The sequence below is a fragment of the Leuconostoc suionicum genome (genome assembly GCF_001891125.1).
Taxonomy (GTDB): Bacteria; Bacillota; Bacilli; order Lactobacillales; family Lactobacillaceae; genus Leuconostoc; species Leuconostoc suionicum.
In genome coordinates, this window is record NZ_CP015247.1 from 1,575,664 (window position 1) to 1,593,959 (window position 18,296).

Here is an 18,296-nt window from a genome sequence, read left to right on the forward strand (position 1 = left end):
TCCTCGAAAATAGTTTCTAAAATAAAAAGTTCCGCGGGGGAACTTTTTATGATAAACACGTTCACTACCACAGTAATACTACTCTAACTTAGTAAGTAACAATCATGCAATCATCTTAATTAAGCACGGCCCTTATAAGAACCGTCTTCAGAGTTAACAATAATAGTTTCACCTTCATTAACGAAATCTGGAACTGTGATTGTTGCTCCTGTTTCAACAGTTGCTGGCTTACCAGAACCTGTCGCAGTTGCACCCTTAATACCAGGTTGTGTTTCTGTCACTTTTAGTTGAACAGTTGATGGCAATTCAGCACCAAGAATTTCATTGCCAAACATCGTAATTTTAACTTCCATACCTTCAAGCATAAACTTCAAAGCATTTTTTAAATATTCATCTGGAATATTGATTTGTTCATAACTTTCAACATCCATGAATACACGACCATCGTTTTCAGCATATAAATAAGACATTGGTCGTGTTGTGATATCAGCTTGTTCAAACTTATCACCAGGACGGAACGTTACTTCATTAACCGCACCTGTACGTAAATTCTTCAACTTTGAACGAACAAACGCTCCGCCTTTACCAGGCTTAACGTGTTGGAAATCCAAAACACGCCAAATTGAGTTTGAATATTCGATAGTCAAACCAGTCTTTAAATCATTCATGCCGATTGCCATGATTAGTATCCTCTTTATCCGATAATATAGTTTATTATAACAGAAATCCGTAATTTATGCAGACTTCAAACAAGTTAATATTCTATCACAAATCCTGATTAGATTCAATCTTTTTCTTATTTAACTCTGGTTGGACAATTAAGTTTTGGAAGCGTTTCAGTGTTTTAAGGAAGGATTTGCCTTCTTCTACACCAAAAATATCCAACCATTTATGAAAGCGCTGTTGCACTTTCATCGTCATCTGCTTTTCAACAGTCCTTCCTTCTGGTGTCAAAACTAGTAGCACACGGCGATGATCTTTTTCATCAGGCACATGTTTTAAGTAGCCACAATCAAACAATGGTTTTAATTGGCGAGCAACAGCTCCTTTGGTTACACCGCGATCTTTAGCTATTTTGGTCATCGTAAGTGGCTCATCACTATCCGCTACAGCAGCCATAATAAGCCACTGCTCGAAAGAAGCGCCATATTCGCTCGTTGGTTGCGAAATTAGTTTTTCAAGATTCTTTAATGCTGACATATATACATTAATAGATTCATTCAATAATTCTGAGTTTTGCATATATCAGCCTTTAATATTTTCTAAGTGTTCAAAAATTGCGTTAGGTAAAGGAAAAAATTATAGATATCTTGTTTTGTTTATCAATTGAGTCTATCTAATATATTCCCCTAATTTTTATAATTATTCTCATTAATAACTGTTGAAGTAACAAGTATTGAATCCTATTAATTCATATCTTATCATTATTCTTTTTTGTCATCAAGTTAGGCAGTTTTGCTAACCGAAGCAATTCAAACCCATATTTTAATATTTAAGTTCTCAATATCTTAGAACGATTTTTTGCATTTTATTGATATCTTTTAGTGAAGTAAAATAAAACAAAGCCTGTTACATGAGTATAAGCTTTAATAATTATAATAAAAATCTCACAGGAGGTTCTCTTAATGAGCCAAAAAAACTATAAGTTCAGTGATTACGGCGACGCTAGCGTACTAATTGAATTCTCAAAAGTATTCTCAATGCAGGCATGGCAAAAAGTGCACCATCTCGCCAACCAATTACTTGAAGAAAATATTCCAGGAATTCTGGGAATCATTCCAACTTATACAACTTTGTTTATCAGTTATGATTATCTCGTCATAAAGCGAGAAAAACTCCAACATGTAGTTGAGCAATACATAGCAAATATTGACGACAAAAATCTAAAAATTGAAGGCCGCATTTTTAAAATTCCAGTTGTTTTTGGTGGCAAGTATGGTCCTGATTTAGAGTATGTTGCAGACAGCCAACAATTATCCAACGAAAAACTAATTGAACAATTTTGTTCAAAGCCATTACAAATTATGGTCGTTAACCGCGGTCCGATGTTTGGCACAAATTTTGAAAAAGAAGTTGCACGTCTTGAAACACCTAGGACGGCTGTACCCGCTGGAGCAATTACAGCTGCCGGAGAACAAATTTCTATTATGATTCAAAAGTCTCCCGGAGGTTGGCGCATTTTTGGTCAAACACCCATTCAAATGAAAATGGAATTTGAACAAAATCCACCAGTTTATTATAAACCTGGCGATATGATGACTTTCTATCCTATTGGTGAGGACGACTACTCAAAGTTCGAAGGACAGACGATTAGTGATGTGGAGGTCAAAGAATGACGACAGCACAAATTACAATTAATTCCGCTAAGTTAGCTAACATTCAAGACAGCGGACGCTATGGCTTCGAACAATATGGCATCTCTGCGAACGGTGCTATCGATATGTATGCTTACCTAAAAGCAAATGAACTGGTCGGTAATGATAATGCCGAGCCAGCCATTGAAATTACGGCTTTTGGTTTATCTTTAACATCGACTGTTGACGTGCCTATCGCAATTACTGGTGCAGAAGCAGACCTTAAAATTGATCATAGAATTGTTAAACCATGGCAAACTATCATATTGCCAGCTGGAAAAGAACTAACGATTGGCACGATGAAAAAAGGGCTTCGCGCCTATGTCGCCTTTGCAGGTGGCATTGACGCGAAATCAACTTTAGAGAGCACTTCTCGAGATACCATACTGGACCTAGGGACCAAATTAACAGATGGCATGACTTTAAAATTAAAACACGTCCCGACAAAGACCAACATGAAAACAACCTATTTAGAAGATCGACCTTCCTACGGTTCACCATGGCACATTAGAGTTTGTGATGGCCCTGATACAGAAATTTTTACCAAAAGCACCGAACAATTTTTCAAAAATACCTACCGTGTTTCACCTGTTAGTAACCATGTAGGAATTCGCTTAAGTGGACCGGCGGTTGAAAACTTTAAGACACCAGAAATATTATCTCGTGGTGTTGGCGTCGGCTCAATCGAAATATTTCCAACTGGTCAAGCAGTAGTCTTACATCGTGGTCGAACGGTAACTGCAGGTTATCCCATTATAGGGGTTGTGCCATTAATTGATTTGGATATGATTGGTCAAGCTCGACCTGGTGACGAAATACATTTTGAACATATTAGCATCGAGGAAGCTAGAAATCTTTATAAAAAACGTTTCAATAAACTACCATACAGAAGATGATTAGGAGACAAAAATGTTTAATAAAGTATTAATTGTTAATCGAGGTGACGCAGCCAGTCGTGTTCTTAAAACATTGAAAAAAATGAACATCGCCTCCGTAGTAGTGTACTCAGAAGCAGATCAAGATTTACCTTACATTAAAGAAGCTACAGAAGCATACCCTATTGGCCCATCACCAGCTCAAAAAAGTTATTTAAATCAAGACATTTTGTTAGATGTTCTTAAAAAATCTGGTGCTGACGCAGTTCACCCTGGGTTTGGCTTTTTATCAGAGAACGCCAATTTTGCCCAAAAAGTTGAAGACGCAGGCGCTAAATTTATCGGTCCCTCACCAAAATGGTTAGCCAAAATGGCTAATAAAAATGTTGCGCGCTCAATCATGGCGGAATATGGCTTGCCAATTGGGACGGGATCTGGCGCATTGCCTGATGACCCTGAAAAAATTAAGCAAGCTGGACAAAAAATAGGATTCCCCGTATTAGTTAAACCCGCTGGTGGCGGTGGTGGAATAGGCATGCTACCGGCCTACAATGAAGAAGAGTTAGTAAGGGTTGTTCAAGAGGCCAGAACAATGGCGCAACGTGCTTTTGACGACGGAGAATTATATTTAGAAAAATATTTTGAAAACCCAAGACACATTGAATTTCAAGTTTTGGCCGATCAGCACGGTCATGTACAACACTTTTTTGAACGTGATTGTTCAATACAACGACGCCACCAAAAATTAATTGAAGAATCTCCAGCTATCGGTATTGAACGTGACGAACTAAATCAATTAGCTCATAAAATCACGACGATTTTAGCAGATATTGGTTACGATAACATCGGTACAGTAGAAATGTTGCGAGATCGTCATGGCAACTATAGTTTTCTTGAAATGAATACTCGCTTGCAGGTTGAGCATGGTGTTAGCGAAGAAATTACTGGTGTTGATTTAGTCGAAGCACAAATTAGGTCTGCATTTGGTGAAGAGCTATCTCAAATCATTCAAAAACCAATAAAAAATCAAGGGCATGCGATTGAGGTCCGAATTTATGCTGAAGACCCTAAAACCTTCTTCCCCTCACCCGGCAAGTTAACAACATTCTCGATACCCAAAATCGATGGTGTTAGAGTAGAGACTGGTTTTGCCCAAGGAACAACAATTTCTCCGTTTTACGACCCAATGTTGGCCAAAGTAATTGCCCACGCAGCAACAAGAAAAGAAGCCATTACACAACTATTAACGGCATTGAAAAACTTTGAGGTTACTGGCATAAAAACGAACATACCATTTTTAATTGATGTTTTAAATTCGGAAAAATACCAACTTGGGCAACTAGATACCAGCTTTGTAAAAGAATTTTTAAAGAATAATATATAGGAAGAAAGATATGACCATTAATAACGTTACTTCACCAATCACAGGCTCCATTTGGAAAATCGAAATCGCACTTGGGCAAAAAATTAGCGCTGGGGAAACGGCGATTGTTTTGGAATCAATGAAAGCCGAATTTACGGTGGAAGCACCCTTTTCTGGGACTGTCAAAGACATAAAACTATCAGAAGGCGATGTCGTTTATGAAAATGACGTCATTTTCACAATCGAAGTAGATGATTAAAAGGAAATAAAATATGACTGAAACAACAAAAGAACAACAAAATCTTAATCCAGTTGCTGTCAAAATAAATGAGGGTATAAAGAATGAAAACCCCTACGTTTACGAAATGCTTTCAAATTATGGGCGCGAGGTTTACTTTTCAAAAGACGGGAACGTTAAACAAATTGCTGATGCTAAAAAGTATTCCAAAGAATTCAATGCCACATCAGGTTTCGCTACCGAGCACGGCAAACCAATGTACTTACCCCTATTGGCTGATACCCTGTCCGACTACGACCCTGCCGACATCTTCCTCTATTCATCAACATTGGGTTCTCCGGAGTTGCGTACCACTTGGCAAGAAAAAATGTATACGGAAAATCCCAGTCTACACGATAAAAAGATCTCTAATCCAATTGCAACAATTGGCCTAACCCACGGATTGAATCTGGCTGCTAACTTATTTGTTAATGAGGGGGACACTTATATTTTGCCAGACAAACAATGGGAAAACTATAAAATGATATTCAGTGAAACAAAGAAGGCCAACATGGTCACTTATCCCATGTATGACAAAGATTTCCATTTCGATACTGAGGCATTTAGACAAACTTTGCTATCGCAACGTAATAAGAAAAAAATCATCGTTATCCTGAATTTTCCAAACAATCCTACGGGATATACACCTTTACCACATGAAGCAGACGAATTAGCAGCCGCAATCAAAGAAGTTGCTGAATATGGTGTCAACGTGGTCGTTATCTCTGATGATGCCTACTTTGGTCTGTTTTATAAAGACTCAATTACTGAATCACTATTTGGTCGTTTAGCCAATATTCATCCACGTGTTTTAGCAATCAAAGTTGACGGGGCAACAAAGGAGGAGTACACTTGGGGATTTCGTGTCGGTTTTTTAACCTTTGGAATTAATAGTGATGCTATGAATGAATATCTGGAAGAAAAAGTAATGGGTGTCATTAGAACATCGATTTCTAACGGGCCAACCCCATCACAAACTTTTATTTTACATGCCCTCAAATCACCACAATTAGCAAAACAAAAAGCCGATAAATTTGAAATTATGGAAAAGCGCGCTCGTAAAATTGATGAGTTACTATCTTCAGGCAAATATGATGATGCATGGGATTTATATCCTTTTAATTCAGGTTACTTCTTTGCCATTAAAGTAAAAGGTGTCAATGCTGATCAAGCCAGAATACATTTACTTCAAAAATATAACGTTGGTACAATCGCACTGGGTGACACAGATCTACGTATTGCGTTTTCACGCGTAGATGTAGAACATTTGGAAGAATTGGTTCACCGCTTATATGAAGGAATTAAAGACCTTCAGTAATAACTAAGAGCTAAATTCCTGTGGATTTGGCTCTTTTTAAGAAAGGCAATTTTGTGATAAAGATAAAGAACAAACAAATATACTTAGTAGTTTTACTCGCTCTATTGTTTCAAACTGCTTACCAAGGAAATATTGTTTTAACAACACTATACGCAGTGCATTTGCACGCCCACTCTGCTTTTTTGGGTGTCATAGTTGCTTTAAGCGCCGTATTCCCAATGCTTTTAGCAATATATTCTGGCAAATTCACTGACAGAATAGGATTTAAGCTCCCCTTAGTATTAGGCATGATTGGTTGTGGATCTGCTCTCCTCTTACCATTTATCGTCCATAACCAACTTTGGATACTATTAGTCTCGCAATCATTATTTGGTTTATTTCAAATTTTCACCATCGTCACTATTCAAAATTTGGTAGGTGCCTTAAGTAACTCCAAAAATTATTCCAAAAATTACGCTATTTTATCACAAGGTACTTCCATTGGTGAACTGTTAGGTAATGTTATGACTGGATTTGCCATTGATCATATTGGATACAGTTTTACGTATGTCTTTTTAGCAAGTTTAGCCATCATTTCAGGGCTTGTATTTCTATTCAATCTGGTCACAGTACCAAAATACGAGAAAAAAACGCAAGTACAATCCGAAAAATTCATTGATTTATTAGCTTCTCGAAATTTACGCAAAACTTTTATTACTTCAGGAATTATCTTAACAGGTGTTTTTCTATTCTCGTTCTATTTTCCAGTGTACGGACGCAGTATTCATCTTTCAACGTCTCTAATTGGTTTGATTTTGGGTGCTAACACTGCCGCTTATTTCATTATTCGGTTAGTAATGCCTCGACTAAGTGCAAAATTAAGTGAAATGCATTTGCTAGGTATTTGTTTATTAATGTCATCAATCGGCTTTGCTTTGATTCCACTCGTTAAAAACTTTTACATACTGGCAGGATTATCATTTGTTATGGGGCTAGGACTAGGTTGTTGTCAACCACTATCGATGTCAATGGCATACCATTTTTCTCCTAAAAACCGGACCGGCGAAGTATTGGGTCTTCGTTTGGCAGTAAATAAATTTGCCCAAGTAGCTGTGCCAATTATTTCTGGACCTTTAGGCGGAACTTTGGGTACTTTACCGGTCTTTTGGACAAATGCGGCGCTATTTATATACGGTGGATTATCAATGTTTACCCCAGAAACACCCGATAAAATCAAATCAGAAATTTCTGAAAAAACGCCATAATTTTTTTTAGTAGTAACACCCGTTTCTTATTAATTGCTTGACCAAATTAATAAGAAACGGTTTTTTTTGCTCACAATAAATTACAAAGATTTTGCAAATGCCCTCTAGCTTTATGTTGCTTGGTTAGTGTGGTTTGTAAATAATTCATAAATTTCTCTGTTAACTTGTTCCCGACGCAAAAAATCTACACAAGCATCAAAAATTTGCAATCCTTCAGCAGCAGAACTGGTAGGATCTTTTTTACGGATTTGATAGGTAATACGATTTGGTGGCATATTTTGCAAATAATAAATGTGACACTGATTAGACTCTCGAAGATGATTAGCTATCGAAAAAGGCACAATAGCCCACTTTTTATCATCATCTAGAAATGTAGTCAATAGATTAGCTGTATCAATTTGTATTGTTGGATAAGGGCGATTCTCAATCCAGCGATCATACCACGATTGAAAAAAAACATTAAACCCAAAAAAAACTTGTTCCTTCGTATCTAGCTCTGCATCAATTAATCTGTTATTTACCGTTTTTAATTTCCCTTTACACACAACAACCATTTTTTCTCCCGAAAATTTGCTATTAATCATCCCAGGATCAGGTTGTTCAAAATGACCAATGGCAATATCGATTTTTCGATTATTTAAAGCAGCATAAAGATCTGTTGATTGCCCAGTAATAATATGCATATCAATCGTTTCCTTAAAATGCTTAATCATAGAATAAATAGGCGGCAAAATATAAGACTGTGCCGAATCAATTGCGCCAATTGATAATGTGATTTTTTGTTGCTTGTATTTAATAGCTCTCGTTTCATGCACTAAGTCCATCCAATGTCGAGCAATGTTTAAAAATTTTTGTCCATCAGGCGTTAGATTCAAAGTTCTAAATCCGCGCCCTCGTTCAATTAAATCCATACCAACATCTTTTTCAAGCTTTGCAATTCGATAGCTTAAGGTTGATTGGGAAATAAACAATGCATCGGCTGCCTCTGTTAATGTACCTGCGTTAACAACTGCTAAGAATATCTCAATATCAACTGAATTCATGAAATCCCTCTTTTTCATTTACAAAAATTTGAATTCAAATATTTGCATTCAACACCATTTGTGCATAAATACTAAAAATCATTCATAATTTGTATACTCAAAATCATGTTACACGATAAAATAATAAATCTCTATTAATTTGTTAATTAATCTAACATAATAATAAAAATCAATTTTGTTGATTTTTATTATTAGTCGTTTGAATTTTATTTTTTAAATAATAAGATGTAGTGTATTTCATAAGAAAGTTTGTTAAAAATAAACTATGAATTATAAAAGAATGTGTTTCTTATAATTTAAAACAAATTTTCATCGAAAATTATGGAGGATATATTATCATGAATGCTTTAACACGATACGGTACTGAAATTGGTGGATTTAAATTCGAAAGAGGATTACCTGAACCTGAAATTACAGATGACGATATTTTAATTGAAGTAAAGGCTGCCGGCATATGTGGTGCTGATTTCAAACACTACGGTATTGAAAATGGTGCTACTGATAATAAACGAATCGCTGGTCATGAATTTTCAGGCGTTATTGTCAAAGCAGGGAAAAATGTTACCGATTGGCATGTTGGTCAACGCGTTGTTTCAGAAAACACTGCTTATGCTTGTGGAAAATGTCACGCTTGTGAAATTGGAAATTTTCTAGTATGTCCTTATAAACGTTCATTTGGACTAAGCCCAAATACTGATGGCGGTTTCACTAAATATGTCAAAGTCCCCGGTTATATTATGAATCTCTACAAAAATTGCCTTTTTGAAATTCCAGAAAATGTTTCATTTGAAGAGGCTTCTATGTTGGATCCAATTGGCAATGCCTATATGGCAGTGGCACAACGTTCTAATTTGCTGCCTGGTGACAATGTTGTTGTCTTCGGTGCAGGTACGCTAGGCCTTGGTTGCGTACAAATGGCAAAAATTATGGGAGCGGCTGAAATTATTGTGGTTGCCTCAAGTGCCAACGAGGCAGTTCGTTTCCCAGTCGCCAAAAAATTTGGTGCAACACATTGCATTTCTTACGATAAAGAAAATGTTGAAGAAAAAATCCTTGAGTTAGTTGGCGAAAACAACATCCCCATCGTTTATGATTGCGCCGGATCACCATCCGTTTTAAAACAATCACTTAATATATTACGAACAAATGGACAAATTATTCGTGTAGGTATGAGCTTTTTGCCACTCAACTTCTCAATTAATGATCTATCTATGAAAGCTATTGATCTTGTCGGTCATATGGCCTACAATACCGTTTCCTTAAAACATGTATTGACACTTTTAGAACGAAAAATGTTTGATGCAAAATCAATGATTACGCATATTTTACCTTTGTCAGATTGGCAAGAAGGATTTGAACTAATGAAAAACCGGCAAGGTATCAAAGTTATTTTAAAGTACGACGAATAAAACACATGTAAGTTGCACTTTCACTAAAAATCAGTGCTATAAAAGGAGGTTCTCCATGGTTATTAAAAATTACGAAATAGGTGCCCGGCTGGATCGATTACCAGTCTCAAAGTGGCATCGAAAGTTATTATGGCTAATTGGTCTTGGTCTCATTATTGATGGGTTTGATAATTACATCGGTGGCGTTATTTTGGCTCAACTGACTAAAATTGGTTGGTCAAACGATTATTACAACGCAGCATTCTCTTCCGCAACGTTGGCTGGATTATTTGTAGGAAGTTTGCTTGCTGGATTTTTGGGAGATAAATTTGGGCGTAAAACAACTTACCAAATTAATTTACTAATATTTGGCATCGGCTCAATTATCGCAGCTTTTTCAGTAAATATGGTTATGCTAATTGGCATACGTGCAATTATTGGCGTTGGTTTGGGTGCCGAAATTGTGGTTGGTTTCTCAACATTTACTGAGTTTTTACCATCCAAAACACGTGGTAAATGGGTTAGCATGTTATCACTGATTGGCAACAGTGCTCCTCCGGTAGCCACACTAATCGGACTTATTATTATTCCAGCATTTGGACCTACATATGGCTGGCGAGCAATGTTTTTAATCGCTGGTATTGCAGCTTTTGTTGTTTGGTTTTTACGTAAAGCCATGCCAGAATCTCCTCGTTGGTTGGCCACAAAAGGTCGAACTGACGAAGCACATAAAATTGTTACCGACGTTGAACACGAAATTGAAGCAGAAATGAAATTTTCATTACCACCTGTTGATGATGTTTATCAAGAGGAGGAAGAACAGGTTAAGATTCCTTTCTCAACTCTTTTCAAAAAGCCACTACTGCTTCGCACCATTGTTGGAATTTCAGTACTAATTGGCATGAATATATCCTTGTACACTATTACGACGTGGATCCCCACTCTTTTTGTCAAACGTGGTATTTCAGTGACAACCTCGATCTTCATGACTACCTTAATTTTATTTGGTGCCCCAGTCGGCGTTTTTATCGCTACAAAAGTTATTGATAAATTCCCACGAAAATGGTTTGGAACAATCATGCTCGTTTTAATCGCTATCTTTTCTGTAATCTATGCCATTCAAACGAATCCAATAACAATCGTCATTTTCGGATTTGCTTTAATTTCATTTTTATATATTTATGTATGTTTTGCGAGTGCTGTCTATGTACCGGAATTATGGCCAACAGAAATTCGTTTACGCGGTGCAGGTTTTTGTACAGCTATTGGAAGAGGATTTGCAATATTAACACCATACGGTGTAGCATTTTTGCTGTCAAAGTTTGGTGAAATATCTGTTTTTCTAACTATTGCGGTGATAATGCTTGTCGTTGCTGTTATATTGGCGTCTCTTGGTATTGAAACACGTAATAAATCAGCTGAAGAAATTGCTTATGATGCTTTATCTAAAAAAGATGCTAAAGAATTATTTGCCAATAAAGTTAACGCAAATACACCAGAAATTTAAATTATAAATTGGGAGTTGAATATGGTACAAAGTTTAGATATTGTTTCAGATTTAGGCGAAGGTTTCGGTAGTTATCAAATCGCGGATGATGATAGTTTATTGAAAATTGTTTCTTCAGCAAACATTGCTTGTGGATTTCATGCAGGTGATCCACGAACCATGGCTAGCACTGTTCAAAAATGCATACTCAATAATGTCGCAATTGGTGCGCATCCTAGTTTTCCTGATCGGGTTGGTTTTGGACGACGTGGCATGGACTTATCCGCATTGGAAGTTGAAACTGACATGCTCTATCAAATAGGCGCTTTGAGTGGATTTACTAAGGCATTTGGGGGTAAATTACAGCATGTTACACCACATGGCAAGCTTGGCAATTTTGTTGTCGAAGATGCAAAATATGCTAATGCGGTTGCCGAAGCAATTGCAAAATTTGATGACTCCCTCATCGTTGTAACTTTACCTGGTGAACTCGCTGAAGCAGCCAAGAAAAAAGGACTCCAGATTGCCTATACAATTTTTGCGGATCGTGCTTACAATGATGACGGTTCATTGGTTAGTCGAAGTCATGAAGGTGCTGTTTTGCATGACAGCGATACTATCACTAAACGTGTTATTCGAATGGTAAAAGAAGGTAAAGTTACTTCCATAACCGGACAAGATATTGATGTCAATGGCAGTTCTCTTCTACTACACGGTGACACGGCTGGATCCGTGCAAATGGCCAAGGAAATAAAATCAGCATTAATCGCCAATGAAATAGTTATTAAAAATTTAGCAGGAAGTAATTAAGTTTGGGCATCCTACTTAATTTAAAGTATAAAAAAGCGTTTACCCAATACTGGGTAAACGCTTTTATCCTTATGTACTTAGTTCAATGATAACAACATCTTCATTACTTTGTTAACGTTAACCTTCAAAATTTTCTAAATACTCAAACATTGCATCAATTGAATCAAACATTTGAATACATCTCATATCATGTTCACTTACAAAACCATCTTCGTAAACTTCATTTAACCATGCCCAAAATTTATCATAGAAGCCGTTAACGTTAAAAAGTGCCAACGGTTTGTCGTGCAAATGAATTTTTGACCAGCTGATAACTTGTGCTATCTCCTCTAAGGTTCCAAAACCACCTGGTAGCACAATAAAAACATCAGAATTATCCATTAATAGTTGCTTACGATCTGTCATCGTGTTCACCTCTATTAACTGCGTAATTTCTGAAGCCTCAACTGCCTCCTCAGCAAGATTACGAGGTGAAATCCCTAGAACTGAACCACCGGCTTCCATGGCACTTCTCGCGGTGGCACCCATTAAGCCATCTTTCCCTGCACCAAAAACCAACTTGATTTTTTTCAGAGCAATCCTTTTACCAAGTTCTTCTGCTGCCTCTATATACTGTGGGTCATTACCCGATTGTGATCCCATAAAAACGCCAATAGATGAAATTTTCATATATTTATCCCTAATAATAATTTATCAATTATTGCTTTATTAATCAAGCAAGTAGCTGAAATCTTAGTTTATGTGGTAAACTAGAAAATAAGGTTTTGTTCGTGACAAATTACTATACTATTTTAATGGAGGCATTTATGATTTATAAAATTTACTACCAAGAACACCCTGAGCGCAATCCAAAGCGTGAAACAACAATTTCAATGTACGTTGAGGCCGAAAGTTTGCCACAAGCACGTGAAATTGTTGAGGAAAACACAGAATACAATGTGGAGTTTATCGAAGAATTATCTGATAAGGCTGTGACTTATGAAAAAGCCAATCCCAACTTCGAAGTTACAACATTCTAATGACATATTCTGTAGATATCAAACCTAACGAAGTCGCAGTTTATGCGCTAGGCGGTTTAGGCGAGATTGGTAAGAACACGTATGGTATCGAGTATCAAAATGAAATTATCGTCGTCGACGCGGGCATTAAGTTCCCAGAAGACGAATTGCTCGGTATTGATTACGTTATTCCTGACTATACTTATTTAGTTGATAATATCGATCGCGTTAAAGCACTGGTTATCACCCACGGACACGAAGACCACATCGGTGCAATCGCCTACTTTTTACAAGCTGTTAATGTTCCAGTATACGCTGGCCCATTAGCAATGGCATTAATTAAGAACAAACTCGAAGAAAAACAGATGCTTAATCGCGTCGAACTTCATGAAATTACTGATGGATCAGTACTGGAATTTGATCAGTTAAGTGTCGAGTTTTTCCGTACTACCCACTCTATCCCTGATGTATTTGGTGTAGCTGTACACACACCTGTTGGTACTATTGTCGAAACTGGTGACTTTAAGTTTGACCTGACACCTACTACTAAACAGCCACCTAACCTTTGGTCCATGTCCCGTATCGGTGAAAATGGCGTCTTACTCATGATGAGTGATTCAACCAATGCTGAGCGCCCTGAATGGACAAAGTCAGAAGCATGGGTAGCAAAATCTGTTAACCATATATTTGATAAAATTCAACATGGACGTATTATATTTGCAACGTTTGCTTCTAATATGAACCGTGTTCGCATGGCTACAGATGCAGCTATTGCACATGGGCGTAAGATTGCGGTATTTGGTCGTTCAATGGAATCAGCTGTTACTAATGGCCGTGCCCTGGGATATCTAAATATCCCTGATGACATGCTGGTCGAACAATCAGAAATCAAACATATTCCTGACGATGAATTGCTTATTCTATCAACTGGTTCTCAAGGTGAGCCAATGGCTGCCTTAGCACGAATTGCTGAAGGAACACATAAGCAAATTCGTTTGAAGCCAAAAGACAATGTTATTTTCTCCTCTTCCCCAATTCCGGGTAATACGGCATCCGTAAACGCTGTTATTAATAAATTACAAGAAGGTGGCGCTAATGTCATCTATGGTAAAGTTAATAACATCCACACTTCTGGTCACGGTGGTCAAGAAGAAGAAAAGTTAATGATTGCTTTGTTGAAGCCTAAATTCTTCATGCCTGTTCACGGTGAATATCGTATGTTAAAGGTCCACGCTTCATTAGCACATGAGCTAGAAGTACCAGAAGACCATACTTTCATTTTAGAAAATGGTGATGTCTTAGCTCTTGATGGTGAAAATGCACGAGTTGCTGGACATTTCCCTGGCGATGACACATACATTGACGGCTCAGGAATCGGTGATATCGGTTCAGTTGTGTTACATGATCGTCAAAAACTGTCACAAGATGGCTTAGTTGTTGTTACAGCAACAATCGATTTGAAAAAGAAAGAAATTCTATCTGGACCAGATATCCTATCTCGTGGTTTTGTCTACATGCGTGAGTCAGGTGAACTTATTAACGAAGGTCGACGTGTTATTTTCAGTACCATGCGACGTGTTATGAACAGCTCAAATAATAGTGAGTCAGATATTCGTCAAGCTGTAATCGATGATTTATCTCGTTTCTTATTCAAAGAAACAGCTCGCAAACCAATGATTATGCCAATGCTAATTTTGGTTTAAATAAAACCGCTATGTATCAACATTTACAAGAAGTTGATTAGCGGTTTTTGTTTTACTTATTTTCTAAAAATTCACTATTATTCATTATTTTTCACTTAAAATTTACTACATTTGCTACAAATTTACTACAAATAAAAAACCGACTAGATTAATTTCTAGCCGGTTTTTTAACGAGTTTCATCTATATAGAAACCTAGCAGGATGCGCAATAAATTGATAATCACCTTGGTAGGATATTATCATGGAGTTTGACTGCCAGCTAGGCGTAAAATAATTATACTATATTGACATGCATTTTTGCAAGTAAAAAGCCTAACAGATGAATAAGCGAACAAAAATAACTCAGGTAATTATACTTATAGAGCGAAGAAAGTCTGTTAGGCTTAAAAATAATTATACACTACTAATTTTAAAAAGTGTTTTTAAATATTTTGTAATAAAAAGACCCGATAGGGGTAAAGCTTCTCGGAATGCTATCGGGCCGCGTAATTACTTTTAATATAATTACATGATTATTTTAACCAATAAATTCTCCGAAAACAATAGCTAATATTAAATCCATCAAAAATCGCCAAGTTCTACATTTACGTTTGTCTCTTCCTTGATACGTTTCGCTAATTCAGGCATGCGATCCTTTTCAGATTCAACGTACCTACCTATTTGTTCAGAATGTGTGGCCATACCTATTTTGGCGTACTCAAAGAACACGTTTAACTGCTTGGAATATTTTTGATACACGATGCGCACCCAATATAGGGTATTCTTCTGTTTCGTGAATCGCTTCTTGATTTCTTCGATTAGTTTGTCGTCGTAGTTCATAATGTCACCTCTATGACATTATACGAACACTTGTTCTTTATTGCAAATAAAAAAGCCAACCAGAAATAATCTAGTTGGTTTTTTTTAGTTTATTCAGTTTTCTTATCTTCTGCCTTACCAAAACCATTTGCAAAGCCATCAATAATTGATGTGATAGATTTAGTGGCCGTTTCATTCAATCCTGTTGAAGCAAAACCAGCCCATACACCTAACACAATGTCTTGCACTAATTTTGTATCTTTGGTGTAAAACGATAGCCCTGTTGCTACGATAGCACCTACAATTACAGCAATCAAAGGTAACAGATGATTATTAATTTTAGTAGGTTTCAACACCTGAACAATCAACCATACGATCACTAGAATTGCGATATTTGAATCTATATTAAATGTCATTATTTCTCCTTATTTAATTGTCGCAAACGCCTTCATCATGCTGACTGGTTCGCCGCCAATTTCAACATTGATAGTTGTTGCTGTTTGACTAATCACTTTGTACTTACCGTTCAAAGTGAAGTACTCCATACGTCCGTTATTGCCTTGAATGTATTGGTTACGCAATTTATTGCCATATTTATCAGTCAAAGTTAAGGCTGAGATAGGAATATAGTTGTTGTAATCAATCACTGGAATACTCATATCAATGTTGACACCGTACATTTTGTTATTGTACTTAGTCCAGTAATCGGCGACATATACACCACTAAATGTTGCATACTTTGTCGTTGAAGTTGTTGTTGATGTATCAGCAGTTGACTGTGTCGCCTTTGACGCTACCTTTTCAGCTGGCGTATTGTTATCCAATGAGCCAACGACCATCACGTTCCCATCAACACCATAGTGATTATCAGCGTATTGCCAAATCTTCACGTTGGAATAGTTAGGGAGATATTGCATAGGTGGTGTTGCTTGATGTGCTGTAGTTAAATACCAAGCCATCCACAAAGCGTTTGGATAACGTGCATTGATACGGCTCAAATCAACATATGAGTTCACGTAGCTAGTGTAGCTATAAAACATAGGCTTATACCCAGAGGCATAAATCTGATCCATAAACGCTAGAATAGCTGTTGTGTTGTTGGCCTTATTCGCACCAGCACCTGCTTCATAATCCATAGCGATGTATGAACCTTTAGCTAGCCCTGCATTTTGTGCGTCTTGAACGGCTAATTGAGCCGAGTAAGTAGCTTCACTGACTGAATCACCTACTTGTGCCCAGAAGTAACCACCCGTTTGCATGCCGACTGCATCAGCGTTATGAATTTGTGCGTAGGCTTTAGGGTTACTATAATGAGCACCCTCACCGCCACCTCGTCCACCTAGCTTAACCATAGTAAAGTTGTCGCCAACTTGCTTGAATGAGTTGAAGTAGCTTGCTGTATCACCTTGATAACTGGCAACATCAATCCCATTAGTATTGGCTGACACGCCTGTGATCATTGCACCAAAAAAGGCAACCGCTCCGATTGAAGCGACTACCCATCGTTTTAATTTATTCATTTGTTTTCCTCCAAATAAAAAAGCTAGGCATTACGCTTAGCTTCGTGTTCTGCTGCTACGTCCTCGACCTCTTTAAACGCCTTGTTGGGAACGTAATCAGAAATTGGTAACTCACGACACTTTTGATATATCTTCTCACCAGTGCCGTTACCGCCTAAACCTTTATAAGCTTGCCAGGTATACTCTAAGTCATCTAACTCGCTCAACGTAATAGCACCACGGACGATATAATGACCGCCTTTCTCATAAAGTTGTGAATGAAGCGTTGCTAAACTAGCATTTTTCAGCAACTTAAATTGTCCACTCCAAACTTTGATCCACCCAAAAATTGACGTACCAGTTAAACCTACAATCAAAGCCCCAAACCAACCTATCTCATCAAATAATTCCTTTATCGCCATACGAGTTACTCTGTTGTTTCTGCCGGAGCGTCTGCGATAAGCGCTTGAATCTTCGTCTTGGCTGCTGCCTTGATGTCATCTTCTGTTGATGTAATACTAACACCGTCTTTTGGTGTAACCTGCAAGTTACCGTTCAAGCTGTTTGGAAATGTGCCTGCGTTGAATGAAACAGACGCATACTTTAACGTCAACTTACCGTCAACAAAGCTAAATTGTAAATCTCCAACTGCCATATTCATGATTATTTCTCCTATGTGCTTTTATTTATCGGGCGTTACACCCACGCGGTAGTTTGTTTTGGCATACTGGCCAAGATGATTATTATTCCAAATCGTCTAATATAGAATCGTAAGTGATAGCGTCGACGCCGGAAAGCTCTTTATCATATTCAAGTAAAGCTTCTTTAAGTTTTTCGAATTGGTCAATCGTTTTTTCTTCGAAAATGACTTCTTCTTCCCTAAGTTCTTTTTGAGCTTTTTCGAATGTAATTTGATCCTCTGGATGTTTGAAGGTCACAAGCCCTGTTTCATCAACATCTGCTTCAACTTCTTCGGCTAAAGTTTTTTCATCAGCAGATAACTCTGTCAAGGCGCCGTCCATATCCTTGGTAAGCTTTGTTCGCGCTCTTGACTTAACACCAACAAGTGATAGTCCAACCAAAAATTTATAGTAAGCAGATAAGTTATATTTCTTAATGTTCATGTTTTTTCTCCTATTG

21 protein-coding genes are annotated in these 18,296 nt (G+C 37.3%); 11 read left to right on the plus strand and 10 right to left on the minus strand.

Annotation, left to right across the window (positions count from 1 at the left end):
* Positions 1-119: 119 nt before the first annotated feature.
* Together efp and A6B45_RS07855 are read right to left on the minus strand one after the other, a co-directional pair.
* Positions 120-680 (minus strand): elongation factor P, encoded by a 561-nt coding sequence (efp, locus tag A6B45_RS07850; protein WP_072614075.1) that lies wholly within the window; start codon positions 678-680, stop codon positions 120-122.
* An 85-nt stretch (positions 681-765) separates the two neighbouring features.
* On the minus strand, positions 766-1,242 hold the full coding sequence (locus tag A6B45_RS07855; RefSeq protein ID WP_072614076.1) for a MarR family winged helix-turn-helix transcriptional regulator: 477 nt from the start codon (positions 1,240-1,242) through the stop codon (positions 766-768).
* Between the two features lie 383 nt (positions 1,243-1,625).
* Between A6B45_RS07855 and A6B45_RS07860 the strand changes: the two genes are divergently transcribed.
* The 6 genes from A6B45_RS07860 to A6B45_RS07885 are packed head-to-tail and all read left to right on the plus strand — an operon-like array spanning position 1,626 to position 7,431.
* Positions 1,626-2,336 carry a 5-oxoprolinase subunit B family protein gene (locus tag A6B45_RS07860; protein ID WP_072614077.1) on the plus strand — a complete coding sequence of 237 codons (711 nt, stop codon included), beginning with the start codon at positions 1,626-1,628 and terminating at the stop codon, positions 2,334-2,336.
* Positions 2,333-3,250, plus strand: coding sequence for a 5-oxoprolinase subunit C family protein (locus A6B45_RS07865; protein ID WP_072614078.1), 918 nt, complete (start codon positions 2,333-2,335; stop codon positions 3,248-3,250). Before A6B45_RS07860 ends, A6B45_RS07865 begins: the two co-directional genes overlap by 4 nt.
* 13 nt (positions 3,251-3,263) lie before the next feature.
* Entirely contained in the window at positions 3,264-4,613 is a 1,350-nt protein-coding gene (locus A6B45_RS07870) for an acetyl-CoA carboxylase biotin carboxylase subunit (RefSeq protein WP_072614079.1), read from the plus strand.
* 10 nt (positions 4,614-4,623) lie between these two features.
* Positions 4,624-4,851 carry an acyl-CoA carboxylase biotin carboxyl carrier protein subunit gene (locus A6B45_RS07875; protein ID WP_197704146.1) on the plus strand — a complete coding sequence of 76 codons (228 nt, stop codon included), beginning with the start codon at positions 4,624-4,626 and terminating at the stop codon, positions 4,849-4,851.
* A 13-nt stretch (positions 4,852-4,864) separates the two neighbouring features.
* A complete protein-coding gene (locus tag A6B45_RS07880; protein WP_072614080.1) occupies positions 4,865-6,187 on the plus strand; it encodes an aminotransferase class I/II-fold pyridoxal phosphate-dependent enzyme in 1,323 nt (440 codons plus the stop codon).
* Between the two features lie 53 nt (positions 6,188-6,240).
* A complete protein-coding gene (locus A6B45_RS07885) occupies positions 6,241-7,431 on the plus strand; it encodes an MFS transporter (RefSeq protein WP_157884978.1) in 1,191 nt (396 codons plus the stop codon).
* 110 nt (positions 7,432-7,541) lie between these two features.
* Here the strand turns inward: A6B45_RS07885 and A6B45_RS07890 are convergent, their stop codons facing one another.
* Entirely contained in the window at positions 7,542-8,474 is a 933-nt protein-coding gene (locus A6B45_RS07890; RefSeq protein WP_072614082.1) for a LysR family transcriptional regulator, read from the minus strand.
* Positions 8,475-8,812: 338 nt separating this feature from the next.
* Between A6B45_RS07890 and A6B45_RS07895 the strand changes: the two genes are divergently transcribed.
* The 3 genes from A6B45_RS07895 to A6B45_RS07905 are packed head-to-tail and all read left to right on the plus strand — an operon-like array spanning position 8,813 to position 12,158.
* Positions 8,813-9,883 (plus strand): zinc-binding dehydrogenase, encoded by a 1,071-nt coding sequence (locus A6B45_RS07895; RefSeq protein WP_072614083.1) that lies wholly within the window; start codon positions 8,813-8,815, stop codon positions 9,881-9,883.
* Positions 9,884-9,938: 55 nt separating this feature from the next.
* Positions 9,939-11,369, plus strand: coding sequence for an MFS transporter (locus A6B45_RS07900; protein WP_072614084.1), 1,431 nt, complete (start codon positions 9,939-9,941; stop codon positions 11,367-11,369).
* A 21-nt stretch (positions 11,370-11,390) separates the two neighbouring features.
* A complete protein-coding gene (locus A6B45_RS07905) occupies positions 11,391-12,158 on the plus strand; it encodes a LamB/YcsF family protein (protein WP_072614085.1) in 768 nt (255 codons plus the stop codon).
* A 117-nt stretch (positions 12,159-12,275) separates the two neighbouring features.
* Here A6B45_RS07905 and A6B45_RS07910 read toward each other — a convergent pair whose 3' ends face one another.
* On the minus strand, positions 12,276-12,827 hold the full coding sequence (locus A6B45_RS07910; RefSeq protein ID WP_072614086.1) for an LOG family protein: 552 nt from the start codon (positions 12,825-12,827) through the stop codon (positions 12,276-12,278).
* Between the two features lie 137 nt (positions 12,828-12,964).
* Here A6B45_RS07910 and A6B45_RS07915 point away from each other — a divergent pair, with 137 nt between their 5' ends.
* Positions 12,965-13,177: a DNA-directed RNA polymerase subunit epsilon gene (locus A6B45_RS07915; protein WP_014325069.1), complete on the plus strand. Its 213-nt coding sequence runs from the start codon at positions 12,965-12,967 to the stop codon at positions 13,175-13,177.
* Positions 13,177-14,859 (plus strand): ribonuclease J1, encoded by a 1,683-nt coding sequence (gene rnjA, locus A6B45_RS07920; protein WP_072614087.1) that lies wholly within the window; start codon positions 13,177-13,179, stop codon positions 14,857-14,859. The genes A6B45_RS07915 and rnjA overlap by 1 nt, the downstream gene beginning before the upstream one ends.
* Positions 14,860-15,420: 561 nt before the next feature.
* Here the strand turns inward: rnjA and A6B45_RS07925 are convergent.
* The 6 genes from A6B45_RS07925 to A6B45_RS07950 form a co-directional block, all read right to left on the minus strand.
* Positions 15,421-15,678 carry a hypothetical protein gene (locus A6B45_RS07925; protein WP_072614088.1) on the minus strand — a complete coding sequence of 86 codons (258 nt, stop codon included), beginning with the start codon at positions 15,676-15,678 and terminating at the stop codon, positions 15,421-15,423.
* Positions 15,679-15,767: 89 nt separating this feature from the next.
* Entirely contained in the window at positions 15,768-16,073 is a 306-nt protein-coding gene (locus tag A6B45_RS07930) for a phage holin family protein (RefSeq protein ID WP_072614089.1), read from the minus strand.
* 9 nt (positions 16,074-16,082) lie between these two features.
* The gene (locus tag A6B45_RS07935; protein WP_072614090.1) at positions 16,083-17,177 is read right to left on the minus strand and encodes a GH25 family lysozyme; all 1,095 of its coding nucleotides are present in this window, start codon (positions 17,175-17,177) and stop codon (positions 16,083-16,085) included.
* A 23-nt stretch (positions 17,178-17,200) separates the two neighbouring features.
* Positions 17,201-17,578 carry a hypothetical protein gene (locus tag A6B45_RS07940; protein ID WP_055307748.1) on the minus strand — a complete coding sequence of 126 codons (378 nt, stop codon included), beginning with the start codon at positions 17,576-17,578 and terminating at the stop codon, positions 17,201-17,203.
* Positions 17,579-17,583: 5 nt separating this feature from the next.
* Positions 17,584-17,817: a hypothetical protein gene (locus A6B45_RS07945; protein WP_072614091.1), complete on the minus strand. Its 234-nt coding sequence runs from the start codon at positions 17,815-17,817 to the stop codon at positions 17,584-17,586.
* Positions 17,818-17,899: 82 nt separating this feature from the next.
* Positions 17,900-18,280, minus strand: coding sequence for a hypothetical protein (locus A6B45_RS07950; protein ID WP_072614092.1), 381 nt, complete (start codon positions 18,278-18,280; stop codon positions 17,900-17,902).
* Positions 18,281-18,296: the final 16 nt, after the last annotated feature.

Bases quoted from the DNA above. Each gene is read 5' to 3' on its own strand.
- efp (WP_072614075.1), bottom strand. From the start codon at position 680: ATGGCAATCGGCATGAATGATTTAAAGACTGGTTTGACTATCGAATAT.
- A6B45_RS07855 (WP_072614076.1), bottom strand. From the start codon at position 1,242: ATGCAAAACTCAGAATTATTGAATGAATCTATTAATGTATATATGTCA.
- A6B45_RS07860 (WP_072614077.1), top strand. From the start codon at position 1,626: ATGAGCCAAAAAAACTATAAGTTCAGTGATTACGGCGACGCTAGCGTA.
- A6B45_RS07865 (WP_072614078.1), top strand. From the start codon at position 2,333: ATGACGACAGCACAAATTACAATTAATTCCGCTAAGTTAGCTAACATT.
- A6B45_RS07870 (WP_072614079.1), top strand. From the start codon at position 3,264: ATGTTTAATAAAGTATTAATTGTTAATCGAGGTGACGCAGCCAGTCGT.
- A6B45_RS07875 (WP_197704146.1), top strand. From the start codon at position 4,624: ATGACCATTAATAACGTTACTTCACCAATCACAGGCTCCATTTGGAAA.
- A6B45_RS07880 (WP_072614080.1), top strand. From the start codon at position 4,865: ATGACTGAAACAACAAAAGAACAACAAAATCTTAATCCAGTTGCTGTC.
- A6B45_RS07890 (WP_072614082.1), bottom strand. From the start codon at position 8,474: ATGAATTCAGTTGATATTGAGATATTCTTAGCAGTTGTTAACGCAGGT.
- A6B45_RS07895 (WP_072614083.1), top strand. From the start codon at position 8,813: ATGAATGCTTTAACACGATACGGTACTGAAATTGGTGGATTTAAATTC.
- A6B45_RS07900 (WP_072614084.1), top strand. From the start codon at position 9,939: ATGGTTATTAAAAATTACGAAATAGGTGCCCGGCTGGATCGATTACCA.
- A6B45_RS07905 (WP_072614085.1), top strand. From the start codon at position 11,391: ATGGTACAAAGTTTAGATATTGTTTCAGATTTAGGCGAAGGTTTCGGT.
- A6B45_RS07910 (WP_072614086.1), bottom strand. From the start codon at position 12,827: ATGAAAATTTCATCTATTGGCGTTTTTATGGGATCACAATCGGGTAAT.
- A6B45_RS07915 (WP_014325069.1), top strand. From the start codon at position 12,965: ATGATTTATAAAATTTACTACCAAGAACACCCTGAGCGCAATCCAAAG.
- rnjA (WP_072614087.1), top strand. From the start codon at position 13,177: ATGACATATTCTGTAGATATCAAACCTAACGAAGTCGCAGTTTATGCG.
- A6B45_RS07925 (WP_072614088.1), bottom strand. From the start codon at position 15,678: ATGAACTACGACGACAAACTAATCGAAGAAATCAAGAAGCGATTCACG.
- A6B45_RS07930 (WP_072614089.1), bottom strand. From the start codon at position 16,073: ATGACATTTAATATAGATTCAAATATCGCAATTCTAGTGATCGTATGG.
- A6B45_RS07935 (WP_072614090.1), bottom strand. From the start codon at position 17,177: ATGAATAAATTAAAACGATGGGTAGTCGCTTCAATCGGAGCGGTTGCC.
- A6B45_RS07940 (WP_055307748.1), bottom strand. From the start codon at position 17,578: ATGGCGATAAAGGAATTATTTGATGAGATAGGTTGGTTTGGGGCTTTG.
- A6B45_RS07945 (WP_072614091.1), bottom strand. From the start codon at position 17,817: ATGAATATGGCAGTTGGAGATTTACAATTTAGCTTTGTTGACGGTAAG.
- A6B45_RS07950 (WP_072614092.1), bottom strand. From the start codon at position 18,280: ATGAACATTAAGAAATATAACTTATCTGCTTACTATAAATTTTTGGTT.